Here is a 25089-nt window from a genome sequence, read left to right on the forward strand (position 1 = left end):
ATACAATGAAAATTTCATACAATTGGCTAAAAACCTACATTGATACAGATATCACACTTGATGAAGTGTCTTCAACACTTACAAGTACGGGTCTAGAAGTTGAAGGTGTAGAACAAGTAGGTGGAGCTAAAAATTATTTGGAAACCGTATTAGTTGGTAAAGTTTTATCAGCTGTGCCTCATCCAAACGCAGATAAATTAAGAGTTACTAAAATAGATTTAGGAGACGGAAAAGAAACGCAAATTGTTTGTGGAGCTCCTAATGTTGCAGAAGGTCAAAATGTTCCTGTTGCAACTGTCGGAACGGTTTTACCTTCACCAGATGGTGAATTTAAAATCAAGAAGGCAAAAATTCGTGGTGAAGAATCTTTCGGAATGATTTGTTCTGAAGTAGAATTAGGAATTGGTACAGATCATTCTGGTATTTTGGTTTTACCAGAAGATTTAAAACCTGGAACTTCTACGTTCGACCTTTTCGGAAAAAATGATGAAGTTGACCACGAAATCGAAATTGGTTTAACGCCAAATCGTGCGGATGCAATGTCACATTTTGGTGTAGCGCGTGATTTACATACGGCCCTTAAAACTCGTGATATCGCGTCAACATTCAAAACATATGATGTATCAAATTATCCTACGACAGATTTCGGAAAAAATCCTATTTCTATCGAGGTTAAAGATACAGAAGCAGCGCCTCGTTATGCAGGTATTTACTTAAAAAATGTAAAAGTTGCTGAGTCGCCAGATTGGTTAAAAAATCGTTTAAAAGTTATAGGATTATCGCCAATTAATAATGTGGTTGATATTACCAATTATATTTTACACGATTTAGGTCAGCCTTTACATGCTTTTGATGCAGCTAAAATTGAAGGAAATAAAGTAATCGTTCAGAAATTAGCAGAAGGAACAAAATTCACAACTTTAGATGGCGTTGAACGTACATTAAAAGGACATGAATTGATGATTTGCAACGAGAATAATCCAATGTGTATTGCTGGAGTTTTCGGAGGAAAAGATTCTGGAGTTTCGGATGCAACGACAACTATTTTCTTAGAATCAGCATATTTCGAGCCAGTAACAATTCGTAAAGGAGCGAAAGCACATGCATTAAATACGGATGCTTCTTTCCGCTTTGAACGTGGAATTGATCCTAACATAACTATCGACGCGTTGAAGAAAGCTGCGATGATGTTAGTTGAAATTGCTGGTGCTGAAATTGCATCTAATATTGATGATATTTATGCAAATCCTATTCAAAACTTTAATGTAAAATTACGTTTACATAAAGTGGTTGAATTATTAGGAGTTGAAATTCCAGAACATAAAATCAAATCGATTTTAGAAAATTTAGAAATTAAAATTTTGTCAGAAAATAATGGAGTTTTAGATTTAGAAGTTCCTGCTTATCGTGTAGATGTACAACGTGATGTGGATTTGATTGAAGATATTTTAAGAATTTATGGATACGATAATATCGAAATACCTTCTAAATTCTCGTTTTCTTATGTTCCAAATCAAAAAGTTAGTCCAGATAAAATCGAAGATTTTATTGCGCGTCAATTGATTTCTTTCGGATTCAATGAAACCATCAATAACTCGTTAACGAAAAGAGAATACGAAGAAGTTTTCTTTTATCCAGAAGGAGAAAGTGTTGCCATGTTAAATCCGCTTTCGGCTGATTTAGCTGTTATGCGTCGCACTTTGTTGAATGGTTTATTAGAAAATGTTGCGTTTAATATCAACCGTCGTAATTCGGATGTTAAATTGTTCGAATTTGGGAAAGTTTACCGCAAAATTGATGGGATTTACGAAGAAAATAAATGTTTAGGAATCGTTCTTTCAGGAAACTTTAATAGCGAATCGTGGACAGGAAATTTACGTAAAGCTTCATTTGCTGATTTGAAAGGTTTGATTAAACAAATTTTTGTTCGATTAGATATTCAAATTACAGATGAGTTACCTGCAAAAGATGATAATTTCTTAGATGGAATTGAGTTTATTTCTGGTCAAAAACCATTAGGAAAACTAGGAATCATCAGCAAAAAATTAGCGAAAAAATTAGGCGTTAATCAAGATGTTTTCTTTGCTCAATTAAATTGGGATGCAATGGTTGCTTTAGCAAACAAACACGATTTGAAATACAAAGAAATCTCTAAATTCCCAGGTTCTCGTAGAGATTTAGCTTTATTGCTTGATTCTTCTGTGAAATATGAAGAATTGTACAAAGCGACAAAAGAAGTGAAAACGAATTTGTTGAAAGCTGTTAATTTATTCGACGTTTACGAAGGAGATAAATTGCCAGCTGGTAAAAAATCGTATGCTTTAAGTTTTATGATTCAAGACGAAAATAAAACATTAAGTGATCAAGAAATTGATGGTTTAATGAATAAATTAATCAAATTGTATCAAGAAAAATTCAACGCTGAGTTGAGATAAAATATTCCGAAAAATGAAAAAGATTGTAACTTTATTTTCAGCAACTATTTTGATGAGTTTTATAGCAACTTCTTGTTCTACAAGCGCAAGTACTGCTAAAATTAAACCAAAATCGGAAGTTTCGATTTCAAATCAAAATTGGTATTTGATCAACGATAACAACGTAGTAAAAGGTTTGTACGATAAGGACGTAATGTTGGTTATAGACGAAGCGAATTCGACTGTAAGTGGTTTTGCGGGTTGCAACAATTTCAATGCTGCTTTTACAAAAGTTAGCGGCGTAACAAGCTTTGTTAATTTTTCTGAAACTAAAATGGCTTGTCCTAATTTGCAAGAAGAAAAAGCATTTTTATCGATGTTGAAAAGTGTAAATCGTTACGAAGTTTCTGGAAAAGAATTACATCTTTACAAAGGAAATATCTTATTATTGACATTAAAAACTTTGTAAGTTTTAATCAATTATAAAATCAAAAAGCGCTCTAAGAGCGCTTTTTTGTGGTTTATATTATTTTATTTTAAACTTCTTTATTTTCTTCAACTGCTTGTTGAGCTGTAGGAGAAATTGCTTCATCACTTTGCTTGAAACCAATTTTAGTAATCGGAATTTCTTTTGATGATAAATAAAACTCTAAATCAGCATTTAATTCGATCAGACGATGCGGAAAATCTTGACCAACATTTTGCTTGGCTTCTGTTAAGAAAATTGCGCAATGTTTTAAATAATCAGGCGTTAATTTCGATTTTGCTTCTTGGAATGCAGAAAACAATACCTTTTCTGTCATCACAATATTTTTCGTTTCATCTTTTCTGTATAATGCATATAAACGTTTTTTAAGCGATTGTGTAAAATCAATCATCATTGTATTTGAGAAAATTTTCATTTCAGCCGCATAAGGCGTCCAGAAATCTTTGTTCAACGCATTTTGATTTTTCAAAATTGATAATAACGGAGAATCTTGCGCCAAATTCGTAGTCATGTGATGTAGAAGTAATTGTTTGCGCTCGTCAAAAGTTGGAGGAAAAATCGGAATATGTAAATCAAAACGACCAGGTGCAACGATTTCATCATTCAAATTTGCTAAAGATTCAACAGCTCCAACAATCAAAAGTTCTTTCGTATCATTTTTCTGAATATGTCTAAGAACGGAATAAAACAAATCGACCATTTCGGGATAAATGGTATTTACAGAAGTAGAATGTAATATTTCGTCGAACGAATCAATAAACAATAATGTTTTAGGTTGATTCATCTTTTTTGAAAGAAAATCGGAGAATTTATTCTTTTTGTTATCAAAATTCCCAACTAAATAATCATTGAAAATATGTACAAATTCGTAACCAATCATATCCGCTATTTTCTTTGCCCAATATATTTTCCCACTACCTGGAGGTCCATACAAAATCAAGCCAGCAGGTTTTGAGATTCCCCAACTTTCTCCTTGATCTTTGCTAATAAATGGATCTAACATATCAGTCATATAAAAATACAAATCGGTATAACCAACTAAACTTTTACCAGAAAAATCTTCGCATTGCGGAAATGCTTTTTCTATAAACGGATATTTTCCCCCAATGTAAGAATGAATCAAATAACTTGACACTCCCGTTTTCATCTGCTTTGCAACCTCGGCAGGAATTCCATTTGTTACAAAAAAATGAAGCACTTCTTCTTCTTTCGCTCCAATTGTTTTAGCGATTTCTTCTATTGTTTTTTCTTTGGAATAATCTTCTGCATATTTTTTTAAGAAGTCTTTATTCTCTTCCGAAAATGCTATAAATTGTTGTGTTACATTAAAATTTTCGTCAATACAAAAACTCAAATCAATATTAAAATCATTGATAAAATTCTGTAAACTTCCTAAAGATATTTCGAGTTGATTAGATAAATCTTTTAATTTCATTCTGTTGGCTTGTTCTAATTTCTATTAAAAATAAAGATTAATTCGTGAACTAGACCATTTTAAATTCTAAACTTCTGTTAAAGCAACAAGCGCATCTATAGATGCGCTTGTTGCTTTTGCTAATATGAAATTAATTTCTTGTAAAATTCGATTAAAGCTTTCAAAGCTTCTATTTTTTCTTCAAATTCTAAATGGTAAATTGTTTCTATAACCAAATTTTCACCTTCAATTTTACTTGATATTTTAGGTTCGAATAAATTATCCTTTGCTATTTTTTCAAGATTAGTTTCAATCAATAAATTCTGTAAATAATGTTTAAAAGATTCATTGCTACAATCAACTTTTAGAATCTGTTTCTTTCTTAAAAATAAATTGACAAGATGATTAATATTCGTAATCGTAAAAATTGGTAACGATATTTTATCTAAGGTTACTCGAATTTTTCCTAGATTATGATTTCCTAATTCTTGTTCTACATAAATCAAACAATTTTTATAGGGAATGTCGATATAATAGTAAGACAAGTGCAACTTTGCTCCAATTGTACCATCAACCTTAGCGTCATTATTATAAAAAATTGCGTCATCATAAGATTGCGTAAATAATTTTAATTGACTTTCGAACATTACAATTTAGATGAATTAAGATAATCTTCCATTTCTTCTTTATTTGCTTCATCAGATTCGTCTTTTAAAACACGATGTGCTACTTTACCAACAGTTAAACCTTGAATAACAATTGAAAATAAAACAACGATATATGTAATCTCTAATAACAAATCTTTCCATTCCGAATTTGGCATCGAAAGAACTAATGCAATTGAAACTCCACCACGAATTCCTCCCCAAACTAAAACGATAAGCGAACCTTTGGAAAAGGTATTTTTTCTTAAAATAGTACGAGCTGGAATCACAATTGATAATGTTCGAGATAATAAGACGATAAAAATTGTGACAATTCCTAATAGAATTTGATCCATTAAATCTTCTATTAATAACAATTCGAAACCTATAAAAAGGAATAAAATAGCGTTCATTATCTCATCAATAAGCTCCCAAAATTTGTTTAAATAATCTTGAGTTGTTTTGCTCATTGCGAATCTCTTTCCATAATTTCCGATTATTAAACCTGCGATAACCATAGCTAAAGGACTCGAAACATGAAGTTATTTTGCAATCAAAAATCCTCCCATTACAATCGACAATGTAATTAAAGCTGAAACTTTATAATCATCAATTTTTTTCATGGATCTAGAAGCTGTAAATCCTAATAATAGTCCAAGTAAAATTCCGCCTCCAGCTTCCATCAAGAATAATTTTGAAACACTTGCAAAGTCAGCATCAAAACTTGGATTAGTTGCTATTTGTAAAACTACTGCGAACATTACAACGGCTACACCATCATTAAATAGTGACTCTCCTGTAATTTTTGTCTCAATAATTTTAGGAACTTTTGCTTGTTTCAAAATTCCTAATACAACGATTGGATCAGTTGGAGAAATTAATGTTCCGAACAATAAACAATAGATATACGGAATTTGAATACCAAAATATGGCGCGATATAATATAAAATTGCTGATATAATAAATGCTGATAATACTACCGAAATTGTAGCATAAGTAGCAATTGTCCATCTCAAGTTTTTCAGATCTAAGATATTAACGTGCATTGCGCCTGCAAAAAGCAGAAAATTAAGCATTGCGCCCATCAATATTTCATTAAAGTCTAAACTATTAAAGAGTTGAAACATGTCTTTTGTAGCATCAGGAAAATAGCTATCTCCCAATAAACGGATAGCGACAGATACTAACATGGCGATAATCATAATTCCAATTGTTCCAGGTAATTTTAGGAATCGAAGGTTTGCATAAGAAAATAATGCAGCAAGAACAATTAGAACCGAAAAAGAATAATATAGTTCCATTGGTATTGATTAAAATTTGGAAAAAGTTACAAAAAAAGAGCCACTTTAAAGTGGCTCTTTCTATATTAATTTGATTTTTTTATCAAAATTAGTTTTTTGGAGCTTGCCCAATTAAATCCATAAATTGATCTAACTTAGGTAAGATAATAATTTGTGTACGACGGTTTTTAGATTTTCCTTCCGCAGTAGCATTTGTAGTTAATGGATTAAATTCTCCACGTCCACCAGCTGTTAAACGTTTACCATCAACACCGTATTGGTTTTGTAACGCTTGTACAACAGAAGATGCACGTAAAGCAGATAAATCCCAGTTGTTACGGATGTTTGGTTTAGAAATTGGCACATTATCTGTGTTACCTTCAATCAATACATCGTAATCTTTATAGTCGTTGATGATTTTCGCAATTTTACTTAAAGTTTCTCCTGCAGCAGGCGAAATTTCGTAACTACCAGATTTGTACAACATGTTATCAGCTAACGAAATGTAAACAACACCTTTTAAAACTTTAACATCAACATCTTTTGCTTCGTTGCTAGATAAAGAACGTGTTAGGTTGTTTGTTAAAACCATGTTCAAACTATCCGATTTGCTTTTCGCATCGATCAAATGTTTGATGTATTTGTTAGACTGATTGATTTCGTTCACTAATTCAGAAACATTTTTAGAACCACCATTAATACAATTTTTCAATTGCTCTTGTAATTGTTTAATTTGATTTCTTTCACTCTGAACTGTGTTTTCGTACTGACCTTGGTTAGATTCAAAATTAGCTAATTTAGCTTTCGCTACAGCCAATTCTGTTTGACATCCTTGGTTCTCAGAGTAAGCAGAATTGAATTTATTTTGTAATTCATCATACTTCTTCTGACTCACACAACTAAATAAAGTTGAAGCAGCGATAACCGCTACTGGCAAAATTGAAACTTTCATAATTATTTTTTTTATTTCAGTTATACGAATATATGTTATTATTTTTTATTGCGAGTATATATTCTGCAAAAACCATGCTGTAAAAATATAAAACTCCTACAATCATTTGGTTGTAGGAGTTTTAACCTTAATATTTTATTTCTATTGTATTAATCCTGAGGAATATATAAAACCTGACCTGGATAAATCTTATCTTCGTGTTTTAACATTGGTTTGTTTGCTTCGAAAATTTTTGGATACTGCATTGGATCTCCATAAACTTCTTTTGCAATTTTAGATAAAGAATCTCCACTTTTCACAGTATACATTGTCTTAGATAAGTCTGGAATTTCGATTTTTAAAGGTGTTTTCAATGTTAATTGATCTTCTACTCCTTCCACTCCATCAATGTTACCTGCTGTTGCTAAAATTTTTTGTTTCTCGTTGATGTCCAACGCTTGTCCAGCTACCACAATTTTATCTCCATCAGCAGAAAAAGTTACTCCTGACAAATCAAATCCTTGTTTTGCAACTTGTTCTTGTACTTTAGCTGCTTTTTCTTCTGGTGTTTCTGCACCTCCGAAGACTTTTTCTCCGGCATTTTTGATAAATGAAAATAATCCCATAACGAGTTGATTTTAATAATATTTATTTGTTGATATTTAGTAAATATATAATTTCTCTAACAATTATCGTGCAATTGATGAATATTTCTTTTTTAAATTTTCTGTAATCGAGCGTTGTTGCTGAATTTGACTTGTTAATTGATTAATTTTTGCGTCTAAACCTTTATCGTTCTCTTCAGCAGTTTGTATTTTTCCGCTCAATGTTACTACTTGATCTTCTATCGATCGCAAAGAATTTTCTGTTTTTATCTTTTTCTTCATCAAGCCATCAGTTACTTTATCATTTGATTCTCTTTCCAATTGATTCACCACCAAATCCAATTTATCACCCAAAGCTTGCTTTTTACTTTCTAATTTCAATAAGGTGTTATTATCTTTTAGATATGATTTGATCGAGTTTCCTTTTTTCAATTGTGCATCAGCGTTTTCTTTTGTCAATCGAATCATATTTTCGTTCGCTAACCTCAACTCATTTCGTACACAACCTTGCTTCGTTTTTGTTGCTAAATCTTGCAATTGAGCATAAATTTTATCAAACTCTGCCGAATTACTATTAAATGTCATTCCATTTTGATCCGTTAATGTATTAATCACAGTCGTTTTTCCATTTTCTTCATCAACCAAACTAATCACAGATTTATACACATCTTGCGAATTTTTGAACTTGATATTACTCGCTTCATGTCTTTTCAAAAAAGCAGAAGAACCTTCTTTGTTCGTTACCCAATTTTCCCACGATTTCACAATCAAATTCTGCGCACAATTATCCGTAGAAAAAGCAAAAGATTTCAGTTCTTGTCCGTTCATTTCGTACTCAACTTCAAACAATCCTTCATCAGATTGTGCATTAACATAAGCTGATGTTAACAAAGTTGTAATGGCTAAAAGTAATAGTTTCATCAAGTTGATAGTTTAAATTTCTGTTCACAATTATTTATCCAATTTACAAAATATCGGAGTTTAAGAAAAGATGTTGTACAGATTTTTTATAATGGTTAATTTTAACCAGAAATTAATCAAACCGCATGCAAACAAAAATTTTATTAATTTACACAGGAGGAACAATTGGAATGGCGAAAGATTATGGTGACCAATCCTTGAAACCTTTCAATTTTGATAATTTGTTGAAACAAATTCCGGAATTGGGTCTGTTAGATTGTTCTTTCGATTATCATAGTTTCGATACGCCTATAGATTCGTCTGATATGAAACCTAAATATTGGATAGAAATTGCCGAAACCATTCAACAAAACTACGAAAACTATGATGGTTTTGTTGTTTTGCACGGAACAGATACAATGGCGTATACAGCTTCTGCAATGAGTTTTATGATTGATAACCTCGAGAAACCTGTCATTTTCACTGGTTCACAATTACCAATTGGAGATTTGCGCACAGATGCGAAAGAAAACTTAATTACTTCGATTCAATTGGCTTCGTTACGTAAAAATGACAAACCAATTATCAAGGAAGTTTGTGTGTATTTTGAATATAAATTGTTTCGTGCGAATAGAACAACTAAGATTAATGCAGAAAACTTTGATGCTTTCGAGTCGCCGAATTATCCAGTAATTGGAGTTTCCGGTGTTCATCTGGAAGTGAAAGAAGATTTATTGTTAAAAAATGTTGTTACGGATAAACTTTCGATCAACAAAAATCTAAATGCTGATGTTGGTGTCTTGAAGATTTTCCCTGGAATGAATCGTTCTTTTATCGAAAGTGTTTTAAACGCTCCGAACATGAAAGCTTTTATTATTGAGGCTTTCGGAACAGGAAATATTTTTACCGATAGTTGGTTTATTGAATTGCTGGAAGAAGTAACGAATAAAGGAGTTCATCTTATCATCAACACGCAATGTGCTGGCGGAATGGTAGAACTTGGACGTTATGCTACAAGTGATGCGTTACTAAATATGGGCGCAATTTCGAGTTATGATTTGACAATGGAAGCTGCAATTACCAAAGCCATTTATTTATTAGGTCAAAACCTTTCGAAAGAAGAATTCAAAACGCAATACGAAGCAAACTTGAAAGGTGAACTTCGCCATCATTTTTACAATGATTAAATCAAAATAATATAAAACGAAAAAAATCTCTACTTGGTAGAGATTTTTTTATGTTCTAAATTTTATTTCTTCCCCGACATTGAAGCGCCATCAGATTCTCTTAATTTGAAAAAGATGTAAGTTGATAAAATTGTCATCACGCCCATCGTCAAAAATGAATAACGAAAAGCTTGTACTTCCACTCCATTTACAAATCCTGCTTGTCTAAAAACGCCTAAAATTAATGCAGCTACAGAAATTCCAAATGTTAGTGATAATTGTTGTGTAACCGATAATAAACTATTCCCTTCGCTGGATGTATTTTCGTCCAAATCGGCTAAAGACAAGGTATTCATCGCCGTAAATTGAATTGAACTAAAAAATCCATTCAAAACCATTAACGGAATGATATAATAAATTGGTGATTTCGATTCTAAAAAGAAAAACATACAAATGATTAATCCTAAAGTTATTGTATTGGAAATCAACGTATTTCGATAACCAAATTTATTCACAATTGGCACAACAAACGATTTTGCAATAATGTTACTTGTTGCAGATGGAATCATAATTAATCCCGCTACAGTAGCCGAATATCCATAACCAACTTGCAATAAAAGCGGAATAAGAAAAGGTATTCCTCCAATTCCTAATCGTGTAATAAGATTTCCTATAATACCAATTCGCAAAGTTCTAATGTTAAACAAATTCAAATCGATTAAAGGATGTTGTTTATGTTTTGCATGATAAATATACAAACCAATCAAAAAGGCAGAAACTACAGTCAATGCAATGATTGTTTGCAAACCAATCACACGAGAAGATGTCAATTCCATAATCAATGTCAATATTGTAACACCACCACTAAAAAGAATCAAACCTCTGATATCAAATTTAAAAACTGGATGTTTAAAATCGGGGATCGCAAAAGTTGTCATCCAAAGTGCAATAATTCCGAATGGAATATTCACGATGAAAATCCAATGCCATGATAACGTTTCAACCAAAATACCTCCAATTGTTGGTCCTAAAAGTGGTCCTATTAACCCTGGTATAGTTATAAAATTAATTACTTTTAATAATTCACTTTTTGGATAAGCATATAAAATTGCTAAACGTACAACAGGAACCATCATCGATCCTCCAATCGCTTGTATAACGCGTGAAATGACTAAAAAAGGTAAAGTTGTGGCAAATGCGCAAAGTGTGGATCCAAGTGTAAAAATCAGTATAGCAGATTGAAAAACTTTTTTCGTTCCGTATTTATCCGAAAGCCAACCACTCAAAGGAATTAACAAAGCGATTGTTAACGTATACGCAACAATAATCGACTGAATTTCTAAAGGCGATTTTCCTAATTCTTTTGCGATTGTAGGTAAAGATGTATTTAAAATTGTAGCGTCCAAAGCTTGCATAAAAATTGCCATCGCACCAAGCCATGGCAAAAACTTCAACATTTTTGGACTTAAAATATGATCTGAATTCATTCAAATTCCTATAGCAAATTCTATTCCTATTTTAACATTTCGAAAAATCATTGAAAAAGATTAAATTTGAACTATGTTTCTCAACGCGCATACACATCATTTATCCGATCAAACAGATGTTTTGGAACTGTATAATCAGTTTCCAAATGAGTTGAATAATGAAGCTAAATTATTTTCGATTGGGATTCATCCAGCTTACATCAAAACCTCATCAATAAAGGAAGAAATCGAAATTATTAATCAAACTATTTCGAATAAAAACTGTTTAGCAATCGGTGAAATTGGATTAGATAAATTGTGCGAAACAGATTTTGAATTACAAATCAACGTTTTAAAAAAACAGTTAGAAATTGCGATGCAACATCAACTTCCAGTCATTATACATTCGGTTCGTGCTTATCAAGAAATTTTACAGATTCGAAAACAAATGAAATTGACGATTCCGTTTATTTTTCATGGTTTCAATAAGAATGAACAGTTACTCAATCAAATTATTGCGCAAAATTGTTTTGCATCTTTTGGTAAAAATCTTCTATCAAACAAAAACTTACAAATTATATTTGCAAATCTTTCTGCGAATCAATTCTTTTTAGAAAATGATGCAAGCGAAATTTCTATTGAAGAAATTTATACTTTTGCAGCGGATTTGAGAAAAATTACAATCGAGGAATTACAACTTCAACAAGCGAAAAATTGGAAAGCAATTTTCGGTTACGAAGTTCAATCATAATTAAAATACATTTCAATGGCAGTTTGGCAAGAAAGAGCTGAATTATTATTCAAAGAAGAAGGTTTAGAAATCCTAAAAAATTCGAACATTTTAGTTGTTGGTTTAGGTGGAGTTGGCTCTTTTGCCGCAGAATTTATCGCACGCGCAGGAGTTGGAAAAATGACAATTGTTGATGGTGATACTGTTGATATTACAAATATTAATCGACAATTACCCGCTTTACACTCAACTGTTGGAATGAACAAAGTAGACATCGTTGGCGATCGTTTAATGGACATTAATCCTGAATTAGAATTAACGCGTATCAACGAATTTTTGAGTCCAGAACGTACACACGAAATCGTCACACCAGATTTTGATTATGTGTTAGATTGCATCGATTCTGTTACACCAAAAATTAATTTGATTTTAGCTGCAAAACGCAAAAAAATTAAAGTAATCAGCAATATGGGCGCTGGAGGAAAATATTTGGCAAGCAAAGTACAAGTGCGTGATATTAGTAAAACAGATGTTTGTCCTTTGGCAAAAAATGTTAGAAAACGATTAAAAAAAGAAGGAATTAATAAAGGTGTAAAAGCTGTTTTTTCGACAGAAGTTCCTGATGAATCTTCGGTTAAATTAACGGATGGAAAAAATTATAAAAAATCGTTTTACGGAACTAATTCGTGGATGCCTGGTTTATTCGGGTTGCATGCGGCAGAAACGGTGATTCGACATTTATTAAAAAAAGATAAATAATTAAGTACTTTCTTAAAGATTTAATTAATTTAGTTGCGAATTAACAAAGAGACGAAAAAAATGAAAATCAATTACGATTATATCACATACGAGGATGTTTTGAGAGCGCGTCAATTTATGTACGAGCAAGCGTTGGAACAGAATGCGACTAATTCGTTGTTGAACACTGCGAGAGATTTATTTGGAAACAGCAATTTCGAGATGTGTATCAAAATTTGTGAAGGTTTATTGGATGCAAAAGACCCAAAACAAATGTACGATGCTAAGAAATTAATTGCTTTATCATATTATAGTTTACAAGATTTTGAGAATGCGGATAATGCATTTTTCGATATCGCTCAAAACTCTGATAATTCAGACGATTGGTTTAATGTTGTCATTTCTGCAGCTTTAAATAAAAATATCGAACGTAGTAAAGAATCTTTTGGAATTGCATTAGAAAAATACACGAAATTTGGTCATCAACGTAATATGCCTTCAGTACAATTGATGTTGCATTACATGATTACGTTAGAAACTGTAAAAGAATACGTTTTGGCTTTGGAACAATGTAGAATGTTGGTACAAGTTTACGCTAAATTGAAAAAAACAGACGAAAAATTCTTAAGTTCTCGTGGTTTAGAACAAATCGAAAACTTTTTGGAAACTGCAAAACCAGTTTTGAAAAAAGCGAAAAAGAAAGAATTAACTGAAATCAAAAAAGAATTGGTTGAAGCTTTAGATGCAAACGGCGTAGAAAAAGTAGAAGCTTTTTTCGCTGAGTTTTAAGCTAACTATTTTTACAAGAAATAAAAAAATCCACTTCTGTTGAAGTGGATTTTTTGTTTGGATAAATATTGTAAATTAGAGGAAACACTGATTTGAATGAAATACTTTTTTACTTTCATATTTTTAATCTCAACTTTTACGTTTGGTTGTAGTTGTGGAGAATTTCCATCTGTTAAAAATTCATTTGATGAATTTGATGAAATTATAATAGGAAAAGTCATTAAAATTGATACAACTCTTTATGATTATTCTTCAAATCCTGTTTTTGCTTATACATTTGAAATCGAGAAAAATTTCAAAAAAAATATAGATATTACAAATAAAAAACAAAAATATTATACAACTATTTACACACCTGCCTCATCAATGTTTGGAGGTTGCGGAAGTAACTTCGAATTAAATGAAACCTATTTAATTTATGGATTTATCACAGATTTTAGCATCTATACAAATATTTGTACAAGAACTTCTGATTTAAAATTTGTTGAACAATCTGAATTAGAAGAATTAGAAAAACTTAGTAAAGAATATCTGAAAAAAAACACTCTTAATATTCCGCCTCCTCCAAATTCAAGTAAAGAGAATTTAATCCAAAAAGAGTTTGAATTGTATAAATTATCAGCCGAAAAAAGAAATAAATATTATTGGATAGGTTTAAGTCTTTTAGGATTTTTATTGACTATTAGTATATTTTTCAATTTTAGAAAAAGAAAATAAATTTAGATTCCTCCTTTCATCGGAATGACATTTACTCAATTGTCATTTAGAACGAAGCGAAGTAGAGAATCTATCTTTAGTTTATCATAAAATGATGTGATCCTAAAACAAGTTCAGGATGACTTAGAAAGACAAAAAAGCTAATTTTCTTAATCTATATTTAATCAAATATTTCTTCGTGATTATTTCAAAATAAATAATCTTTTTATAGATTTATCATCACTAAGAATTAACACATGAGTCACGGAAAACTAAGAGAAGATCATAATTGCCAAAATTGTGGACATTACGTAGAAGAACATTATTGCACACATTGCGGACAAGAAAATGTAGAAACACGTCAACCGTTTCACTTTTTATTTACTCACTTTATCGAAGATTTTGTTCATTACGATGGAAGTTTTTGGCAAACAATCAAAAAACTATTTTTGAAACCTGGAGTTTTAACCAAAGAATATTTGAGTGGTAAACGAAATAGTTCTGTTAATCCTGTTAAAATGTACATTTTTGTCAGTTTTGTAACGTTTTTCCTTATTTCTATATTTCCTTCTCATAAAACTGAATATAATGATAGTTCCAATGAACCTATATCAATAGAAAATACTGAAAAAATTCAAAAAGCACTTAATGCTACAATAGACACTTTACAGAACAAAGGATTGACAACTGTCGAGCAAAGTGCAAAAATAAAATCTGAAGTTGAAAAAAATAAAAATGCAAACTCTTTAGAAGATTTGAACGAGGAATCTATTGAAAACTTGCAATCTAAAGTAAAAAATAACGTTCTAATATTATCTCCCTTTATTGAAAAATACCAAGAGTTGAGAAAAAGAAAGGTTTCTGATGAACAATTAGGAGAAGCTATTGTTGAGAAATCTTTGCATGTCATTCCGAAAGTTTTGTTTGTATACATGCCTTTGTTTGCTTTCTTCTTATGGATTTTTTACAACAAAAAGAAATGGTGGTATTTTGATCACGGAATTTTTACACTGCATTATTTTACGGTAATTCTTTTATCAATTTTGGTAATTTTTCTTTTGAATAAACTTTCAAATTATATTGATAGTAATGCTGTATCAGCCATAATAGCTTTAATTAATACATTGATTGTTTTATATATTATTGTTTACTTTTTCCTTGCGTTGAAAAAACTCTATAACCAAGGATTTATCATTACAACAATTAAAGGTGCTATACTTTTAGGAATTAATACGTTTATTTTCTCAATAATTGTTATTGGAATTATTGTGTATTCATTTCTTCATGTTTAATCAAGATTATTAGGCAATCACGTATGATGTGTTCCTGAAACAAGTTCAGGATGACTTAAATTGAACTCGTTTCAGCTTCGCATTAAATTTAGATTCCTTCTTTTGTCGGAATGACAAATTCAAAAAAATAACATAAAAAAAGCCTCGCAAATGCGAGGCTTTCTAACTTCTAATATCTAGATTCTAATTTCTATTTATTACGGTATTCATTCCAAGTTTTGATTTTTAAATCATCCATCGATAATTTTGTAAATGCATTAATGAAAGCCGAAGCTAAACGTGCATTTGTTACCAACGGAATATTGAAATCTACAGCTGTACGACGAATTTGATAATCGTTGTCTAATTCCGCTTTTGTTAAGTTTTTCGGAATGTTGATCACCATATCAATTTTCTTGTCATGTAAATAAGACATTACATTTGGCTCTTTTTTATCAGAAGGCCAGTAAACAAGCGTAGAATACACATCATTTTCTGTAAAAAATTTGTGCGTTCCTTCTGTTGCATAAATTTTGTAACCTTTTGCGATTAATTGTTTCGCAGGCTCTAATAAAGCAACTTTAGAAGCAATTGGTCCACCAGAAATTAAAACGGTTTTCTCAGGAATTTCATATCCAACAGATAACATTGATTTTAATAAAGCTTCTTCTGCTGTATCACCGATACACCCTACTTCTCCTGTCGAAGACATGTCAACTGATAAAACTGGGTCAGCTCCTGCTAAACGTGTAAATGAGAACTGAGAAGCTTTCACTCCTACATAATCTAAATCGTAAACGACTTCTGAATGTCCTTTTTCTACTTCTAATCCTAATAAAACTTTTGTTGCTTTTTCGATTAAATTATTTCCTGCAACTTTCGATACGAATGGAAACGAACGAGAAGCACGAATATTAGTTTCGATAACACGAACTGTATTATTTTTTGATAAAAACTGAATGTTCATTGGTCCAGAAATTTCGAAACGTTTTGCAATTTTCGCTGCAACTTTACGCATTTGACGAATTGTTTCGATGTACACTTTTTGTGGTGGATAATACATTGTTGCATCTCCTGAGTGAACTCCCGCAAATTCTACGTGTTCAGAAACTGCGTAATCTACAATTTCTCCATTTTGACAAACTGCATCCAACTCAATTTCTTTTGCTCCTTGTACGAATTCAGAAACTACAACTGGATAATCTGGAGAAACTTCTTTCGCTAATTTTAAGAAAGCATCTAATTCTTCTTTATTTGAAACTACGTTCATTGCAGCTCCAGATAAGACATAAGAAGGACGAATTAATACTGGGAAATTTACTTCTTCTACGAAGTTATGAATCGCTTCTAAAGAAGATAACTCTTTCCAACGTGGTTGGTCGATTCCTAATTCGTCTAAGATTTCAGAGAATTTGTGACGATTTTCTGCATCATCAATTCTTAAAGGAGAAGTTCCTAAAATATTAATTGATTGATCGTACAATTTCATCGCTAAGTTATTTGGAATTTGACCTCCTGTCGAAATAATTGTTCCTTCAGGTTGTTCAAAATCTAAAATATCCATTACACGTTCAAAAGACAATTCTTCGAAGTATAAACGATCTGACTCATCATAATCTGTCGAAACCGTTTCTGGATTATAGTTGATGATAATTGTTTTGTAACCATTTTTTGATGCTGTATGCGCTGCATTTACAGAACACCAGTCAAACTCTACAGACGAACCAATACGATAAACTCCAGATCCTAAAATACAAACTGCTTTCTCAGTTTCTGGCTCCAAATCATTTTCAGTTCCGTGATAGGTTACATATAAATAATTTGTTTGTGCTGGGAATTCTGCTGCTAACGTATCAATTTGTTTTACAACAGGTTTAATTCCGAAGTTTTTACGTAATTCACGAACTGTTAATTCGTTTCTGTGTACGTTTTGATCTCCTTTTACTAAAACTGCAATTTGTTGATCCGAGAATCCTAATAATTTTGCACGTTTTACTAAATCTGCTTCAACTTGTTCAAATCTTTCTAACGCTTCAAATTCTTTTGATACATTAAAAATTCTTTCTAAACGTTGTAAAAACCATAAATCGATTTTTGTTAAATCATGAATTTTTTCAATCGAATATCCCGCTTTGAAAGCTTCAGTAATCGCATATAAACGCTCGTCATTTGGCTCAGCTAACCAAGTATCCAACGATTCTCCTTCTGGAATTTTGAATCCATTTGCTACGAAACCTCTGTGTCCGATGTCTAACATACGAACTCCTTTCTGAATTGCTTCCTCGAAAGAACGTCCAACTGCCATTACTTCTCCAACAGATTTCATTGCAGAACCTATGTTACGACGAACTCCGTAGAATTTATTTAAATCCCAACGAGGCAATTTCACTACACAGTAATCTAACGCAGGTTCGAACATCGCAGATGTCGTTTGCGTTACACTATTTTTCAACTCATCCAAAGAATAACCTAAAGCCAATTTAGCCGCCACGAAAGCTAAAGGATAACCTGTTGCTTTTGACGCCAAAGCTGACGAACGAGATAAACGAGCGTTCACCTCAATTACACGATATTCCTCAGAAACTGTATCGAAAGCATACTGAATGTTACACTCTCCAACTACGCCAAGGTGACGAATCGTACGGATTGCAACTTCACGTAATTTGTGATATTCTGAATTTGATAAAGTTTGAGAAGGCGCAATTACAATTGACTCTCCTGTATGAACTCCAATTGGGTCGAAGTTCTCCATGTTACAAACTGTGATACAGTTATCGTAAGAGTCACGAACTACTTCGTACTCGATCTCTTTCCAACCTTTTAATGACTCTTCCACTAAAACTTGAGAAGAATAATTGAATGCTTTTTCAACTAAATCTAATAATTCTTCTTCGTTATTTGCAAAACCAGAACCTAAACCTCCTAAAGCGTATGCTGCACGGATGATTAATGGAAAACCAATTCGTTTACCAGCTTCCATTGCATCAGCAACAGTTTCTACTGCTTCTGAACGAGCTGTTAATACACCAATTTGGTTTAATTTTTCGATGAAAATATCACGGTCTTCCGTCGCTTCGATTACTGGAATTTGAGTTCCTAAAACCTCAACACCATATTTCTCGAAAATATTTTCTTTGTTCAACTCAACTGCACAGTTTAAGGCAGTTTGTCCACCAAAAGCAACCAAAACTCCGTCTGGTTTTTCTTTTTGAATTACTTTTTCTACAAAGTAAGGTGTTACAGGTAAGAAGTAAACTTCGTCTGCAATACCTTCAGAAGTTTGAACAGTTGCAATATTTGGATTGATTAAAACTGTTTTTATTCCTTCTTCTTTTAACGCTTTTAACGCTTGCGAACCAGAATAATCAAACTCACCAGCTTGACCAATTTTTAATGCTCCTGATCCTAATACTAATACTTTTTTAATATCTTTTTTTAACATCGTGATTCTGATTATGCGTTAGCGTTTTTATATTTTTTTACTTCTTCGATGAACTCATCAAATAAATATTCTGTATCAACTGGTCCTCCCATTGCTTCTGGGTGGAATTGAACTGTAAAAATTGGTTTTGATTCGTGACGAATTCCTTCACATGTTCCATCATTTAAGTTCGTAAAGAATGTTTTAAATCCTTCTGGTAATTTCGAATCATCTACTGCGAAACCGTGGTTTTGAGATGTAATGAAACATCTTTTTGTTCCTACTAATTGTACAGGTTGATTGTGCGAACGGTGTCCGTATTTTAATTTAAAAGTAGATGCACCAGCTGCTAAACTTACCAATTGATTTCCTAAACAAATTCCGAAAATTGGTTTATCTCCTTTCAAAGATTCTTTGATATTATTAATTGTAGGAACACATAAAGCTGGATCACCAGGTCCATTCGAGATAAATAATCCATCATATTCTAATGTTGAATAATCATAATCCCAAGGAACTCGAATTACCTCAACATCACGATTTACAAAACAACGGATGATGTTATTTTTCACTCCACAATCAATCAAAACAATTTTAATATCAGCACCTTCGTTGTAACGAATCACTTCTTTACAAGAAACTTGATCTACTAAATTATCTTCATTTGGATCATAGTATGCGACATCTGTATCAGCAACAATTTTTCCTAAAGTAGAACCTTGCTCACGTAATTTTTTTGTAATCATACGTGTATCAACACCATAAATACCAGGAATGTTTTGACTTTCTAACCAAACTCCTAATTTTTGAATAGCGTTCCAATGCGAATAATCATCAGCATAATAAGAAACAACCAATCCAGTTACTTGAATTTGGTTCGATTCCATCCAAGCTTCAATTTCATTAATCATTGCTTTATCATCAGGAACACCGTAGTTACCGATCATTGGAGCTGTCATCACCATAATCTGCCCTTTGTAAGAAGGGTCAGTCAAACTTTCATTATATCCAACCAAAGCTGTGTTGAATACTACTTCTCCTGCGGCAGAAGTATACGCACCGAAAGATTTTCCTTCGATTTCTAATCCGTCTTGGAATACTAATTTTACTGTCTTATCCATTGATGATAATGTTAATTTCAGTTTCTAAAGCTGATATGAATTTATCTATGTATTGTTTTGTTACTGTTAAAGGTGGCAATAAACGAATAACGTTTGTACCAGCGTAGCCTACAAAAATATTGTGTTTTGTAACTAAGTTGTTTTTTAATTCGCCGATTGGGAAATCAAACTCGATACCAATCATTGATCCTCGACCACGAACTTCTTTAATTTTTGGAAATTTATTTAATTGGATTCCAACATATTCTCCAATTTCTTTTGCATTTTCGATTAAGTTTTCTTGCTCAATCACATCTAAAACGGCTACCGCTGCAGCACAAGCTAAATGATTTCCTCCAAAAGTTGTTCCTAATAATCCGTAAGAAGCTTTAAATTCTGGAGAGATTAAAACTCCTCCGATTGGAAATCCATTCCCCATTCCTTTTGCCATCGTAATCAAATCTGCTTTGATACCAGAATGTTGATGTGCAAAGAATTTCCCTGAGCGTCCGTAACCACATTGAATTTCATCTGCAATTAAAACCACTCCATTTTCTGTACAAACTTTTCTTAATTCTTGTACAAACTCGTCAGAAGGTAAAATGATTCCTCCAACTCCTTGAATTGGTTCGTAAATTACCGCTGCAACATCTCCTCCAGCAATTACTTCTTTCACTTCATCAATGTTATATTCTACGAAAGATACTTTATGATGAGCATTGAAAGGCGCTACAATTTTTGGATTATCTGTTAGCGCAACTGTTCCAGAAGTACGTCCATGAAACGCATCTTTGAACGCAATTACACGATCTTTTCCTGTATGAAAAGACGCTAATTTTACTGCATTTTCGTTGGCTTCTGCTCCAGAGTTGATTAAGAATAAAGTATAATCTTCATAACCTGATGCTTTACCTAATTTTTCTGCTAATTCTTGCTGAATCGGAATATTAACTGAGTTTGAATAAAACCCGATATTATTAATTTGTTCTGTTAATTTCTCAACATAATATGGATGAGAGTGACCGATAGAAATCACTGCGTGACCTCCATAAAGGTCTAAATATTCTTTTCCGTTCTCGTCCCAAAGAATACAATCTTTAGCTTTAACCGGAGTTACATTCATTAATGGATATACGTCGAATAGTTTCATTTTTGTTTATGTTTTATGTATTACGTTGTAAGTTATACGTTTTTAATTTTTTGGATTAATTTGATTAACATCGCTTTAATTTGCTCAATTTTATTTTCTAAATCTTGAAAATCTTCTGCGGTGATATAGTTTAAATCCTTTGATAAGAATAATAAGTATGATGTTTCATTGGCTGATCCTAAACTAATATTTAAGAATTGCGATAACTCTTTTTGTGAAAATCTTCCACATCCTTCTGCTATGTTAGTTGGAATTGAACTTGAAGCTCTACGAAGCTGAGATATCAAACCAAATAATTCTTCTTTCGGAAAAACAGAAGTTTTTTGATAAACCACTAATGTTAATTCGTGACTTAATTCCCAAACTTTTAATTTCTTATAATCCTGCATAGAACGTACAACTTATTACTTATAACGTACAACTCTTTAAAACGCCACCGTTTTAAGATTAAGTCCTAAGTTTTCTTCCCAACCGAACATCAAATTCATGTTTTCTACGGCTTGTCCAGAAGCTCCTTTTGTTAAATTATCAATGATAGAAGTAATTAACAATACATCATCTTGTTTCTGTACGTGTAAAAAACATTTATTAGTATTTACAACTTGTTTCAGAGCAATTGGAGCATCAGAAACATGTGTAAAAGGTTCGTTTTTGTAATATTCATTGAAGATATTTTTTGCTTCTTCTTCTGATAAATCAGATTTTAAATAAACACCTGCTAAAATTCCGCGCGCAAAATCTCCTCGCATTGGTAAAAAATATACTTTGTTATTGAAATCTTTTTCTAATTGATTCAATGTTTGGTAAATTTCTCCTTCATGTTGATGCGTAAATTCTTTGTAGAAAGAAACGTTATTATTTCGCCAACTAAAGTGCGTAGAAGCAGATAAACTTTGTCCGGCACCTGTAGAACCCGTTACAGCATTGATGTGAATATCATTTTTGATTTCATTATTCACTGCCAATGGTAACAATGCTAACTGAATAGCCGTTGCAAAACAACCTGGATTTGCAATATTTTGAGCTGTTTTGATTGCTTCTCGGTCTAATTCTGGTAAACCGTAAGCAAACGTTCTATCTTCGAAAATGTGGTTCTCATTTAATCGAAAATCGTTGCTCAAATCAATAATTTTTGTGTTGGCTGAGTAAGTATTGTTTTGTAAAAACTCTGCCGATTTTCCGTGACCAAGGCATAAAAAAACGACATCAGCATTTTCGTCTATTTTATCCGAAAATACGATGTCAGTTTCTCCAAACAAATCGTCGTGCACTTTGGTAACGGGGTTGCCTGCATTTGATGTACTGTACACAGACGAAATATTAACCATCGGGTGATGTATCAATATTCTTAGCAGTTCGCCTGCTGTGTAGCCAGCACCTCCTACAATGCTTACGTTAATTTTGTTTGTCATTTGTTATGTTTTGCGCGTGTTTTTTTAAGGTATAATACCTCTACTATATTTCTAAAATAAAGTGGACTCGTTAGAATCCACTTTAAAGAATCAATTAATCGAAACTATGAACAATCTTTAATTGATTACCGAATATTTTGATGAAACCTCTTGCATCTCTACTGTCCCAAGCTTCGTTTTCTTCTCCATAAGTAGCGACTTTAGATTGCATCATATCATAAGGCGATTCGATTCCAATCATTGAGAAATGATAAGGATTTAATTGTACTTTCACTTTTCCTGTTACATGATTTTGAGAAGATTCTAAGAATGCTTCGATATCACGCATTACTGGATCCAAGTATTGTGCTTCGTGCAATAAAGTTCCGTACCAGTTTGATAACGAATCTTTGTGCAACAATTGCCATCTTGTAAGTGTATGTTTTTCTAATAAGTGGTGAGCTTTGATTAATAAATAAGCTGCTGGCGCTTCGAAACCTACACGTCCTTTGATACCTAAAATTGTATCTCCTACGTGGATGTCGCGACCAATTGCATATTCACCACCGATTTCGTTTAATTTTTGAATTAATGCTACTGGAGATAATTTTTCTCCATCTAAACCTACTGGAATACCTTTCTCAAATTCAATTTCTATAACAGATGGTTCTGTTCTTGATAATTGTGTTGGATAAGCATCTTCTGGTAACGCTTGGTTAGATGTTAATGTTTCTACTCCACCAACAGATGTTCCCCAAATTCCTCTGTTAATAGAGTATTTAGCTTTTTCCCAACTATAGTTTACACCATTTGCTTGTAAATATTCTACCTCTTGTTGACGAGATAATTTTTCGTCGCGAATTGGAGTAATAATTTTAGATTGTGGTGAGATAACTGCAAAAGCAACATCAAAACGAATTTGATCGTTTCCTGCTCCTGTAGATCCATGTACAATGTATTCTGCATCTACATCTTTTGCATACTGAGCAATTGCAATTGACTGAAACATACGTTCTGCACTTACTGATAATGGATAAGTGTTATTTTTCAAGATGTTTCCGTAGATTAAGTAGCGAACACAATCGTTGTAATATTTATCTGTAATATCGATTGTCACGTGTTTAGAAGAACCTAATTCGTAGGCACGTGCTTCGATATCTTTTAACTCTTCTGCCGAAAATCCACCAGTATTTACAATTACTGTGTGCACTTCCATTCCTTGATCTTTTGTTAAGTTAACCAAACAGTACGATGTATCTAAACCTCCACTGTAAGCTAAAACTGCTTTGTTGCTCATTGCTTGTTTATTTGTTTATATTGGGAATAATTCTTCTTAATTCATTGGTAACCTCTTCTCGGCTACTCTCTTCTTTCATTACGATTAATACTGTATCGTCTCCAGCTATTGTTCCAATTATAGTATTGAAATGTGTGTTGTCAATCTCAAAAGCAATTCTGTTTGCATAACCTGGTTTTGTTTTGATAACTCCCAAATTTTTAGAGAAAATCAAACTTGCATTTTCGTTATGTGTAACGGTTGCCGTTGGAGCAGCACTTTCTGTAAGGCGATAAATGTATTGTCCCGAACTATTAGGAACTTTTGAAACTTTCAATTCGCGTAAATCTCTCGATAAAGTTGCTTGAGTAACGGTGATATCTAAATCGATTAATTTTTTTAATAATTCGTCTTGATTACTTATTTCTTGATCTGTTATTAAATCTTTTATAATCTGGAATCTGTATTTTTTATTACTCATTTTGAATATTTATTCGAAATTTTATGCAAATATACTCATTTTAGACAAAAAAAAACCTTAGTTCGTATATTTATTCATCTTCTTTTTTTGATTGATTTGCCAATGCGCGCTTAGCGTACTCGTCATCAAGGTTATCATAAACCAATCCTGTACAAATACAACGCTCGCGATCATTTTCCATCAAGATGTGAAAGTTTTTACAACTTTTACATCCATTCCAAAATTCATCCGATTGTGTTAATTCCGAAAATGTTACTGGCTTGTATCCTAATTTTGTGTTCATACGCATTACAGCTAAAGAAGTTGTAATACTAAAGATTTTTGATTTCGGGAATTTTGTACGTGACAATTCAAAAACAGCATGTTTTATTTCGCGTCCAATTCCTGAACTCCTTAAATCTGTACGAACAATTAAACCTGAGTTTACGACGAATTTTTCTTCTTCGTACGTTTCTATGTAGCTAAACCCTGCTATTTGATCATCATCATCAAAAGCAATCACAGCATTTCCATTACGCATTTTGCGTTCAAGATAAACTGGATTTCGTTTAGCAATACCCGTTTTTCTCATACGAGCTGATTCTTCGTACCATTCGCACAACAATTCTGTGTACTTGGCATCATCTGCATTTGCTATTCTAACATACATAATTTAAGGGAAAGTCGATTAATAAAGAGGAACTGAGAAAAGATGACCTTTTGTCATCACACTTAAGTAAAATATGAGAACCAAAAGGTG

The 25089-nt window shown here is 32.3% G+C and carries 22 protein-coding genes and 1 pseudogene; 8 read left to right on the plus strand and 15 right to left on the minus strand.

Annotation, left to right across the window (positions count from 1 at the left end; genetic code table 11):
• Positions 1-5 precede the first annotated feature (5 nt).
• Complete coding sequence (gene pheT / locus B4H69_RS14870; RefSeq protein ID WP_291094687.1) at positions 6-2435, plus strand: phenylalanine--tRNA ligase subunit beta; 2430 nt, start codon at positions 6-8, stop codon at positions 2433-2435.
• A 13-nt stretch (positions 2436-2448) separates the two neighbouring features.
• On the plus strand, positions 2449-2883 hold the full coding sequence (locus B4H69_RS14875; protein WP_291094689.1) for an META domain-containing protein: 435 nt from the start codon (positions 2449-2451) through the stop codon (positions 2881-2883).
• Between the two features lie 67 nt (positions 2884-2950).
• Here B4H69_RS14875 and B4H69_RS14880 read toward each other — a convergent pair whose 3' ends face one another.
• The 6 genes and pseudogenes from B4H69_RS14880 to B4H69_RS14905 form a co-directional block, all read right to left on the minus strand.
• On the minus strand, positions 2951-4336 hold the full coding sequence (locus tag B4H69_RS14880; RefSeq protein ID WP_291094691.1) for an AAA family ATPase: 1386 nt from the start codon (positions 4334-4336) through the stop codon (positions 2951-2953).
• A 119-nt stretch (positions 4337-4455) separates the two neighbouring features.
• Positions 4456-4962, minus strand: a complete 507-nt coding sequence (locus B4H69_RS14885; RefSeq protein ID WP_114999127.1) for a hypothetical protein — start codon at positions 4960-4962, stop codon at positions 4456-4458.
• Positions 4962-6260 (minus strand): annotated as a pseudogene (locus B4H69_RS14890) (cation:proton antiporter). Before B4H69_RS14890 ends, B4H69_RS14885 begins: the two are co-directional and overlap by 1 nt.
• An 88-nt stretch (positions 6261-6348) precedes the next feature.
• Complete coding sequence (locus B4H69_RS14895) at positions 6349-7191, minus strand: OmpA/MotB family protein (RefSeq protein ID WP_038336837.1); 843 nt, start codon at positions 7189-7191, stop codon at positions 6349-6351.
• Positions 7192-7340: 149 nt separating this feature from the next.
• The gene (lysM, locus tag B4H69_RS14900; protein ID WP_038336838.1) at positions 7341-7796 is read right to left on the minus strand and encodes a peptidoglycan-binding protein LysM; all 456 of its coding nucleotides are present in this window, start codon (positions 7794-7796) and stop codon (positions 7341-7343) included.
• A 63-nt stretch (positions 7797-7859) separates the two neighbouring features.
• Positions 7860-8696, minus strand: a complete 837-nt coding sequence (locus B4H69_RS14905; RefSeq protein WP_291094694.1) for a hypothetical protein — start codon at positions 8694-8696, stop codon at positions 7860-7862.
• 125 nt (positions 8697-8821) lie between these two features.
• Between B4H69_RS14905 and B4H69_RS14910 the strand changes: the two genes are divergently transcribed.
• On the plus strand, positions 8822-9862 hold the full coding sequence (locus B4H69_RS14910) for an asparaginase (protein ID WP_180905964.1): 1041 nt from the start codon (positions 8822-8824) through the stop codon (positions 9860-9862).
• Between the two features lie 62 nt (positions 9863-9924).
• On the opposite strand, the gene mdtD is transcribed toward B4H69_RS14910, so the two are convergent.
• Complete coding sequence (gene mdtD / locus B4H69_RS14915; RefSeq protein WP_291094696.1) at positions 9925-11328, minus strand: multidrug transporter subunit MdtD; 1404 nt, start codon at positions 11326-11328, stop codon at positions 9925-9927.
• A 73-nt stretch (positions 11329-11401) separates the two neighbouring features.
• Here mdtD and B4H69_RS14920 point away from each other — a divergent pair, with 73 nt between their 5' ends.
• The 5 genes from B4H69_RS14920 (at position 11402) to B4H69_RS14940 (ending at position 15552) form a co-directional block, all read left to right on the plus strand.
• Positions 11402-12058: a TatD family hydrolase gene (locus B4H69_RS14920; RefSeq protein ID WP_038336842.1), complete on the plus strand. Its 657-nt coding sequence runs from the start codon at positions 11402-11404 to the stop codon at positions 12056-12058.
• Positions 12059-12073: 15 nt separating this feature from the next.
• Positions 12074-12796: a tRNA threonylcarbamoyladenosine dehydratase gene (locus B4H69_RS14925; RefSeq protein WP_038336843.1), complete on the plus strand. Its 723-nt coding sequence runs from the start codon at positions 12074-12076 to the stop codon at positions 12794-12796.
• 60 nt (positions 12797-12856) lie between these two features.
• Complete coding sequence (locus tag B4H69_RS14930) at positions 12857-13564, plus strand: hypothetical protein (RefSeq protein ID WP_038336844.1); 708 nt, start codon at positions 12857-12859, stop codon at positions 13562-13564.
• Between the two features lie 96 nt (positions 13565-13660).
• Positions 13661-14281 (plus strand): hypothetical protein, encoded by a 621-nt coding sequence (locus B4H69_RS14935; protein WP_038336845.1) that lies wholly within the window; start codon positions 13661-13663, stop codon positions 14279-14281.
• 236 nt (positions 14282-14517) lie between these two features.
• Positions 14518-15552: a DUF3667 domain-containing protein gene (locus B4H69_RS14940; protein ID WP_291094698.1), complete on the plus strand. Its 1035-nt coding sequence runs from the start codon at positions 14518-14520 to the stop codon at positions 15550-15552.
• Between the two features lie 190 nt (positions 15553-15742).
• On the opposite strand, the gene carB is transcribed toward B4H69_RS14940, so the two are convergent.
• From carB to B4H69_RS14980, 8 genes are all read right to left on the minus strand, one after another.
• A complete protein-coding gene (carB, locus tag B4H69_RS14945; RefSeq protein WP_180905961.1) occupies positions 15743-18973 on the minus strand; it encodes a carbamoyl-phosphate synthase (glutamine-hydrolyzing) large subunit in 3231 nt (1076 codons plus the stop codon).
• 11 nt (positions 18974-18984) lie between these two features.
• Positions 18985-20073: a glutamine-hydrolyzing carbamoyl-phosphate synthase small subunit gene (gene carA, locus B4H69_RS14950; RefSeq protein ID WP_114999100.1), complete on the minus strand. Its 1089-nt coding sequence runs from the start codon at positions 20071-20073 to the stop codon at positions 18985-18987.
• Positions 20066-21202, minus strand: a complete 1137-nt coding sequence (locus tag B4H69_RS14955; RefSeq protein ID WP_286514262.1) for an aspartate aminotransferase family protein — start codon at positions 21200-21202, stop codon at positions 20066-20068. Before B4H69_RS14955 ends, carA begins: the two co-directional genes overlap by 8 nt.
• Before the next feature lie 32 nt (positions 21203-21234).
• The gene (locus B4H69_RS14960; protein ID WP_180905959.1) at positions 21235-21591 is read right to left on the minus strand and encodes a four helix bundle protein; all 357 of its coding nucleotides are present in this window, start codon (positions 21589-21591) and stop codon (positions 21235-21237) included.
• A gap of 36 nt (positions 21592-21627) precedes the next feature.
• On the minus strand, positions 21628-22614 hold the full coding sequence (gene argC / locus B4H69_RS14965; protein ID WP_180905958.1) for an N-acetyl-gamma-glutamyl-phosphate reductase: 987 nt from the start codon (positions 22612-22614) through the stop codon (positions 21628-21630).
• 94 nt (positions 22615-22708) lie between these two features.
• Positions 22709-23890 (minus strand): argininosuccinate synthase, encoded by a 1182-nt coding sequence (argG, locus tag B4H69_RS14970; RefSeq protein ID WP_180905957.1) that lies wholly within the window; start codon positions 23888-23890, stop codon positions 22709-22711.
• A gap of 7 nt (positions 23891-23897) precedes the next feature.
• Positions 23898-24350 carry an arginine repressor gene (locus B4H69_RS14975; protein ID WP_180905956.1) on the minus strand — a complete coding sequence of 151 codons (453 nt, stop codon included), beginning with the start codon at positions 24348-24350 and terminating at the stop codon, positions 23898-23900.
• Positions 24351-24420: 70 nt separating this feature from the next.
• Positions 24421-24999, minus strand: a complete 579-nt coding sequence (locus B4H69_RS14980; protein ID WP_180905955.1) for a GNAT family N-acetyltransferase — start codon at positions 24997-24999, stop codon at positions 24421-24423.
• Positions 25000-25089 lie beyond the last annotated feature (90 nt).

This window comes from Empedobacter sp. UBA6745 (genome assembly GCF_002453775.1).
GTDB classification, from domain to species: Bacteria; Bacteroidota; Bacteroidia; order Flavobacteriales; family Weeksellaceae; genus Empedobacter; species Empedobacter falsenii_C.

Excerpts from the sequence above, each read along its gene's own strand:
- pheT (WP_291094687.1), top strand. The coding sequence starts at position 6 with ATGAAAATTTCATACAATTGGCTAAAAACCTACATTGATACAGATATC.
- argC (WP_180905958.1), bottom strand. The coding sequence starts at position 22,614 with ATGACAAACAAAATTAACGTAAGCATTGTAGGAGGTGCTGGCTACACA.
- B4H69_RS14920 (WP_038336842.1), top strand. The coding sequence starts at position 11,402 with ATGTTTCTCAACGCGCATACACATCATTTATCCGATCAAACAGATGTT.
- B4H69_RS14880 (WP_291094691.1), bottom strand. The coding sequence starts at position 4,336 with ATGAAATTAAAAGATTTATCTAATCAACTCGAAATATCTTTAGGAAGT.
- B4H69_RS14895 (WP_038336837.1), bottom strand. The coding sequence starts at position 7,191 with ATGAAAGTTTCAATTTTGCCAGTAGCGGTTATCGCTGCTTCAACTTTA.
- B4H69_RS14940 (WP_291094698.1), top strand. The coding sequence starts at position 14,518 with ATGAGTCACGGAAAACTAAGAGAAGATCATAATTGCCAAAATTGTGGA.
- B4H69_RS14955 (WP_286514262.1), bottom strand. The coding sequence starts at position 21,202 with ATGAAACTATTCGACGTATATCCATTAATGAATGTAACTCCGGTTAAA.
- B4H69_RS14885 (WP_114999127.1), bottom strand. The coding sequence starts at position 4,962 with ATGTTCGAAAGTCAATTAAAATTATTTACGCAATCTTATGATGACGCA.
- B4H69_RS14910 (WP_180905964.1), top strand. The coding sequence starts at position 8,822 with ATGCAAACAAAAATTTTATTAATTTACACAGGAGGAACAATTGGAATG.
- B4H69_RS14975 (WP_180905956.1), bottom strand. The coding sequence starts at position 24,350 with ATGAGTAATAAAAAATACAGATTCCAGATTATAAAAGATTTAATAACA.
- B4H69_RS14935 (WP_038336845.1), top strand. The coding sequence starts at position 13,661 with ATGAAATACTTTTTTACTTTCATATTTTTAATCTCAACTTTTACGTTT.
- mdtD (WP_291094696.1), bottom strand. The coding sequence starts at position 11,328 with ATGAATTCAGATCATATTTTAAGTCCAAAAATGTTGAAGTTTTTGCCA.
- B4H69_RS14905 (WP_291094694.1), bottom strand. The coding sequence starts at position 8,696 with ATGAAACTATTACTTTTAGCCATTACAACTTTGTTAACATCAGCTTAT.
- carA (WP_114999100.1), bottom strand. The coding sequence starts at position 20,073 with ATGGATAAGACAGTAAAATTAGTATTCCAAGACGGATTAGAAATCGAA.
- argG (WP_180905957.1), bottom strand. The coding sequence starts at position 23,890 with ATGAGCAACAAAGCAGTTTTAGCTTACAGTGGAGGTTTAGATACATCG.
- B4H69_RS14930 (WP_038336844.1), top strand. The coding sequence starts at position 12,857 with ATGAAAATCAATTACGATTATATCACATACGAGGATGTTTTGAGAGCG.
- B4H69_RS14980 (WP_180905955.1), bottom strand. The coding sequence starts at position 24,999 with ATGTATGTTAGAATAGCAAATGCAGATGATGCCAAGTACACAGAATTG.
- B4H69_RS14960 (WP_180905959.1), bottom strand. The coding sequence starts at position 21,591 with ATGCAGGATTATAAGAAATTAAAAGTTTGGGAATTAAGTCACGAATTA.
- B4H69_RS14925 (WP_038336843.1), top strand. The coding sequence starts at position 12,074 with ATGGCAGTTTGGCAAGAAAGAGCTGAATTATTATTCAAAGAAGAAGGT.
- lysM (WP_038336838.1), bottom strand. The coding sequence starts at position 7,796 with ATGGGATTATTTTCATTTATCAAAAATGCCGGAGAAAAAGTCTTCGGA.
- B4H69_RS14875 (WP_291094689.1), top strand. The coding sequence starts at position 2,449 with ATGAAAAAGATTGTAACTTTATTTTCAGCAACTATTTTGATGAGTTTT.
- carB (WP_180905961.1), bottom strand. The coding sequence starts at position 18,973 with ATGTTAAAAAAAGATATTAAAAAAGTATTAGTATTAGGATCAGGAGCA.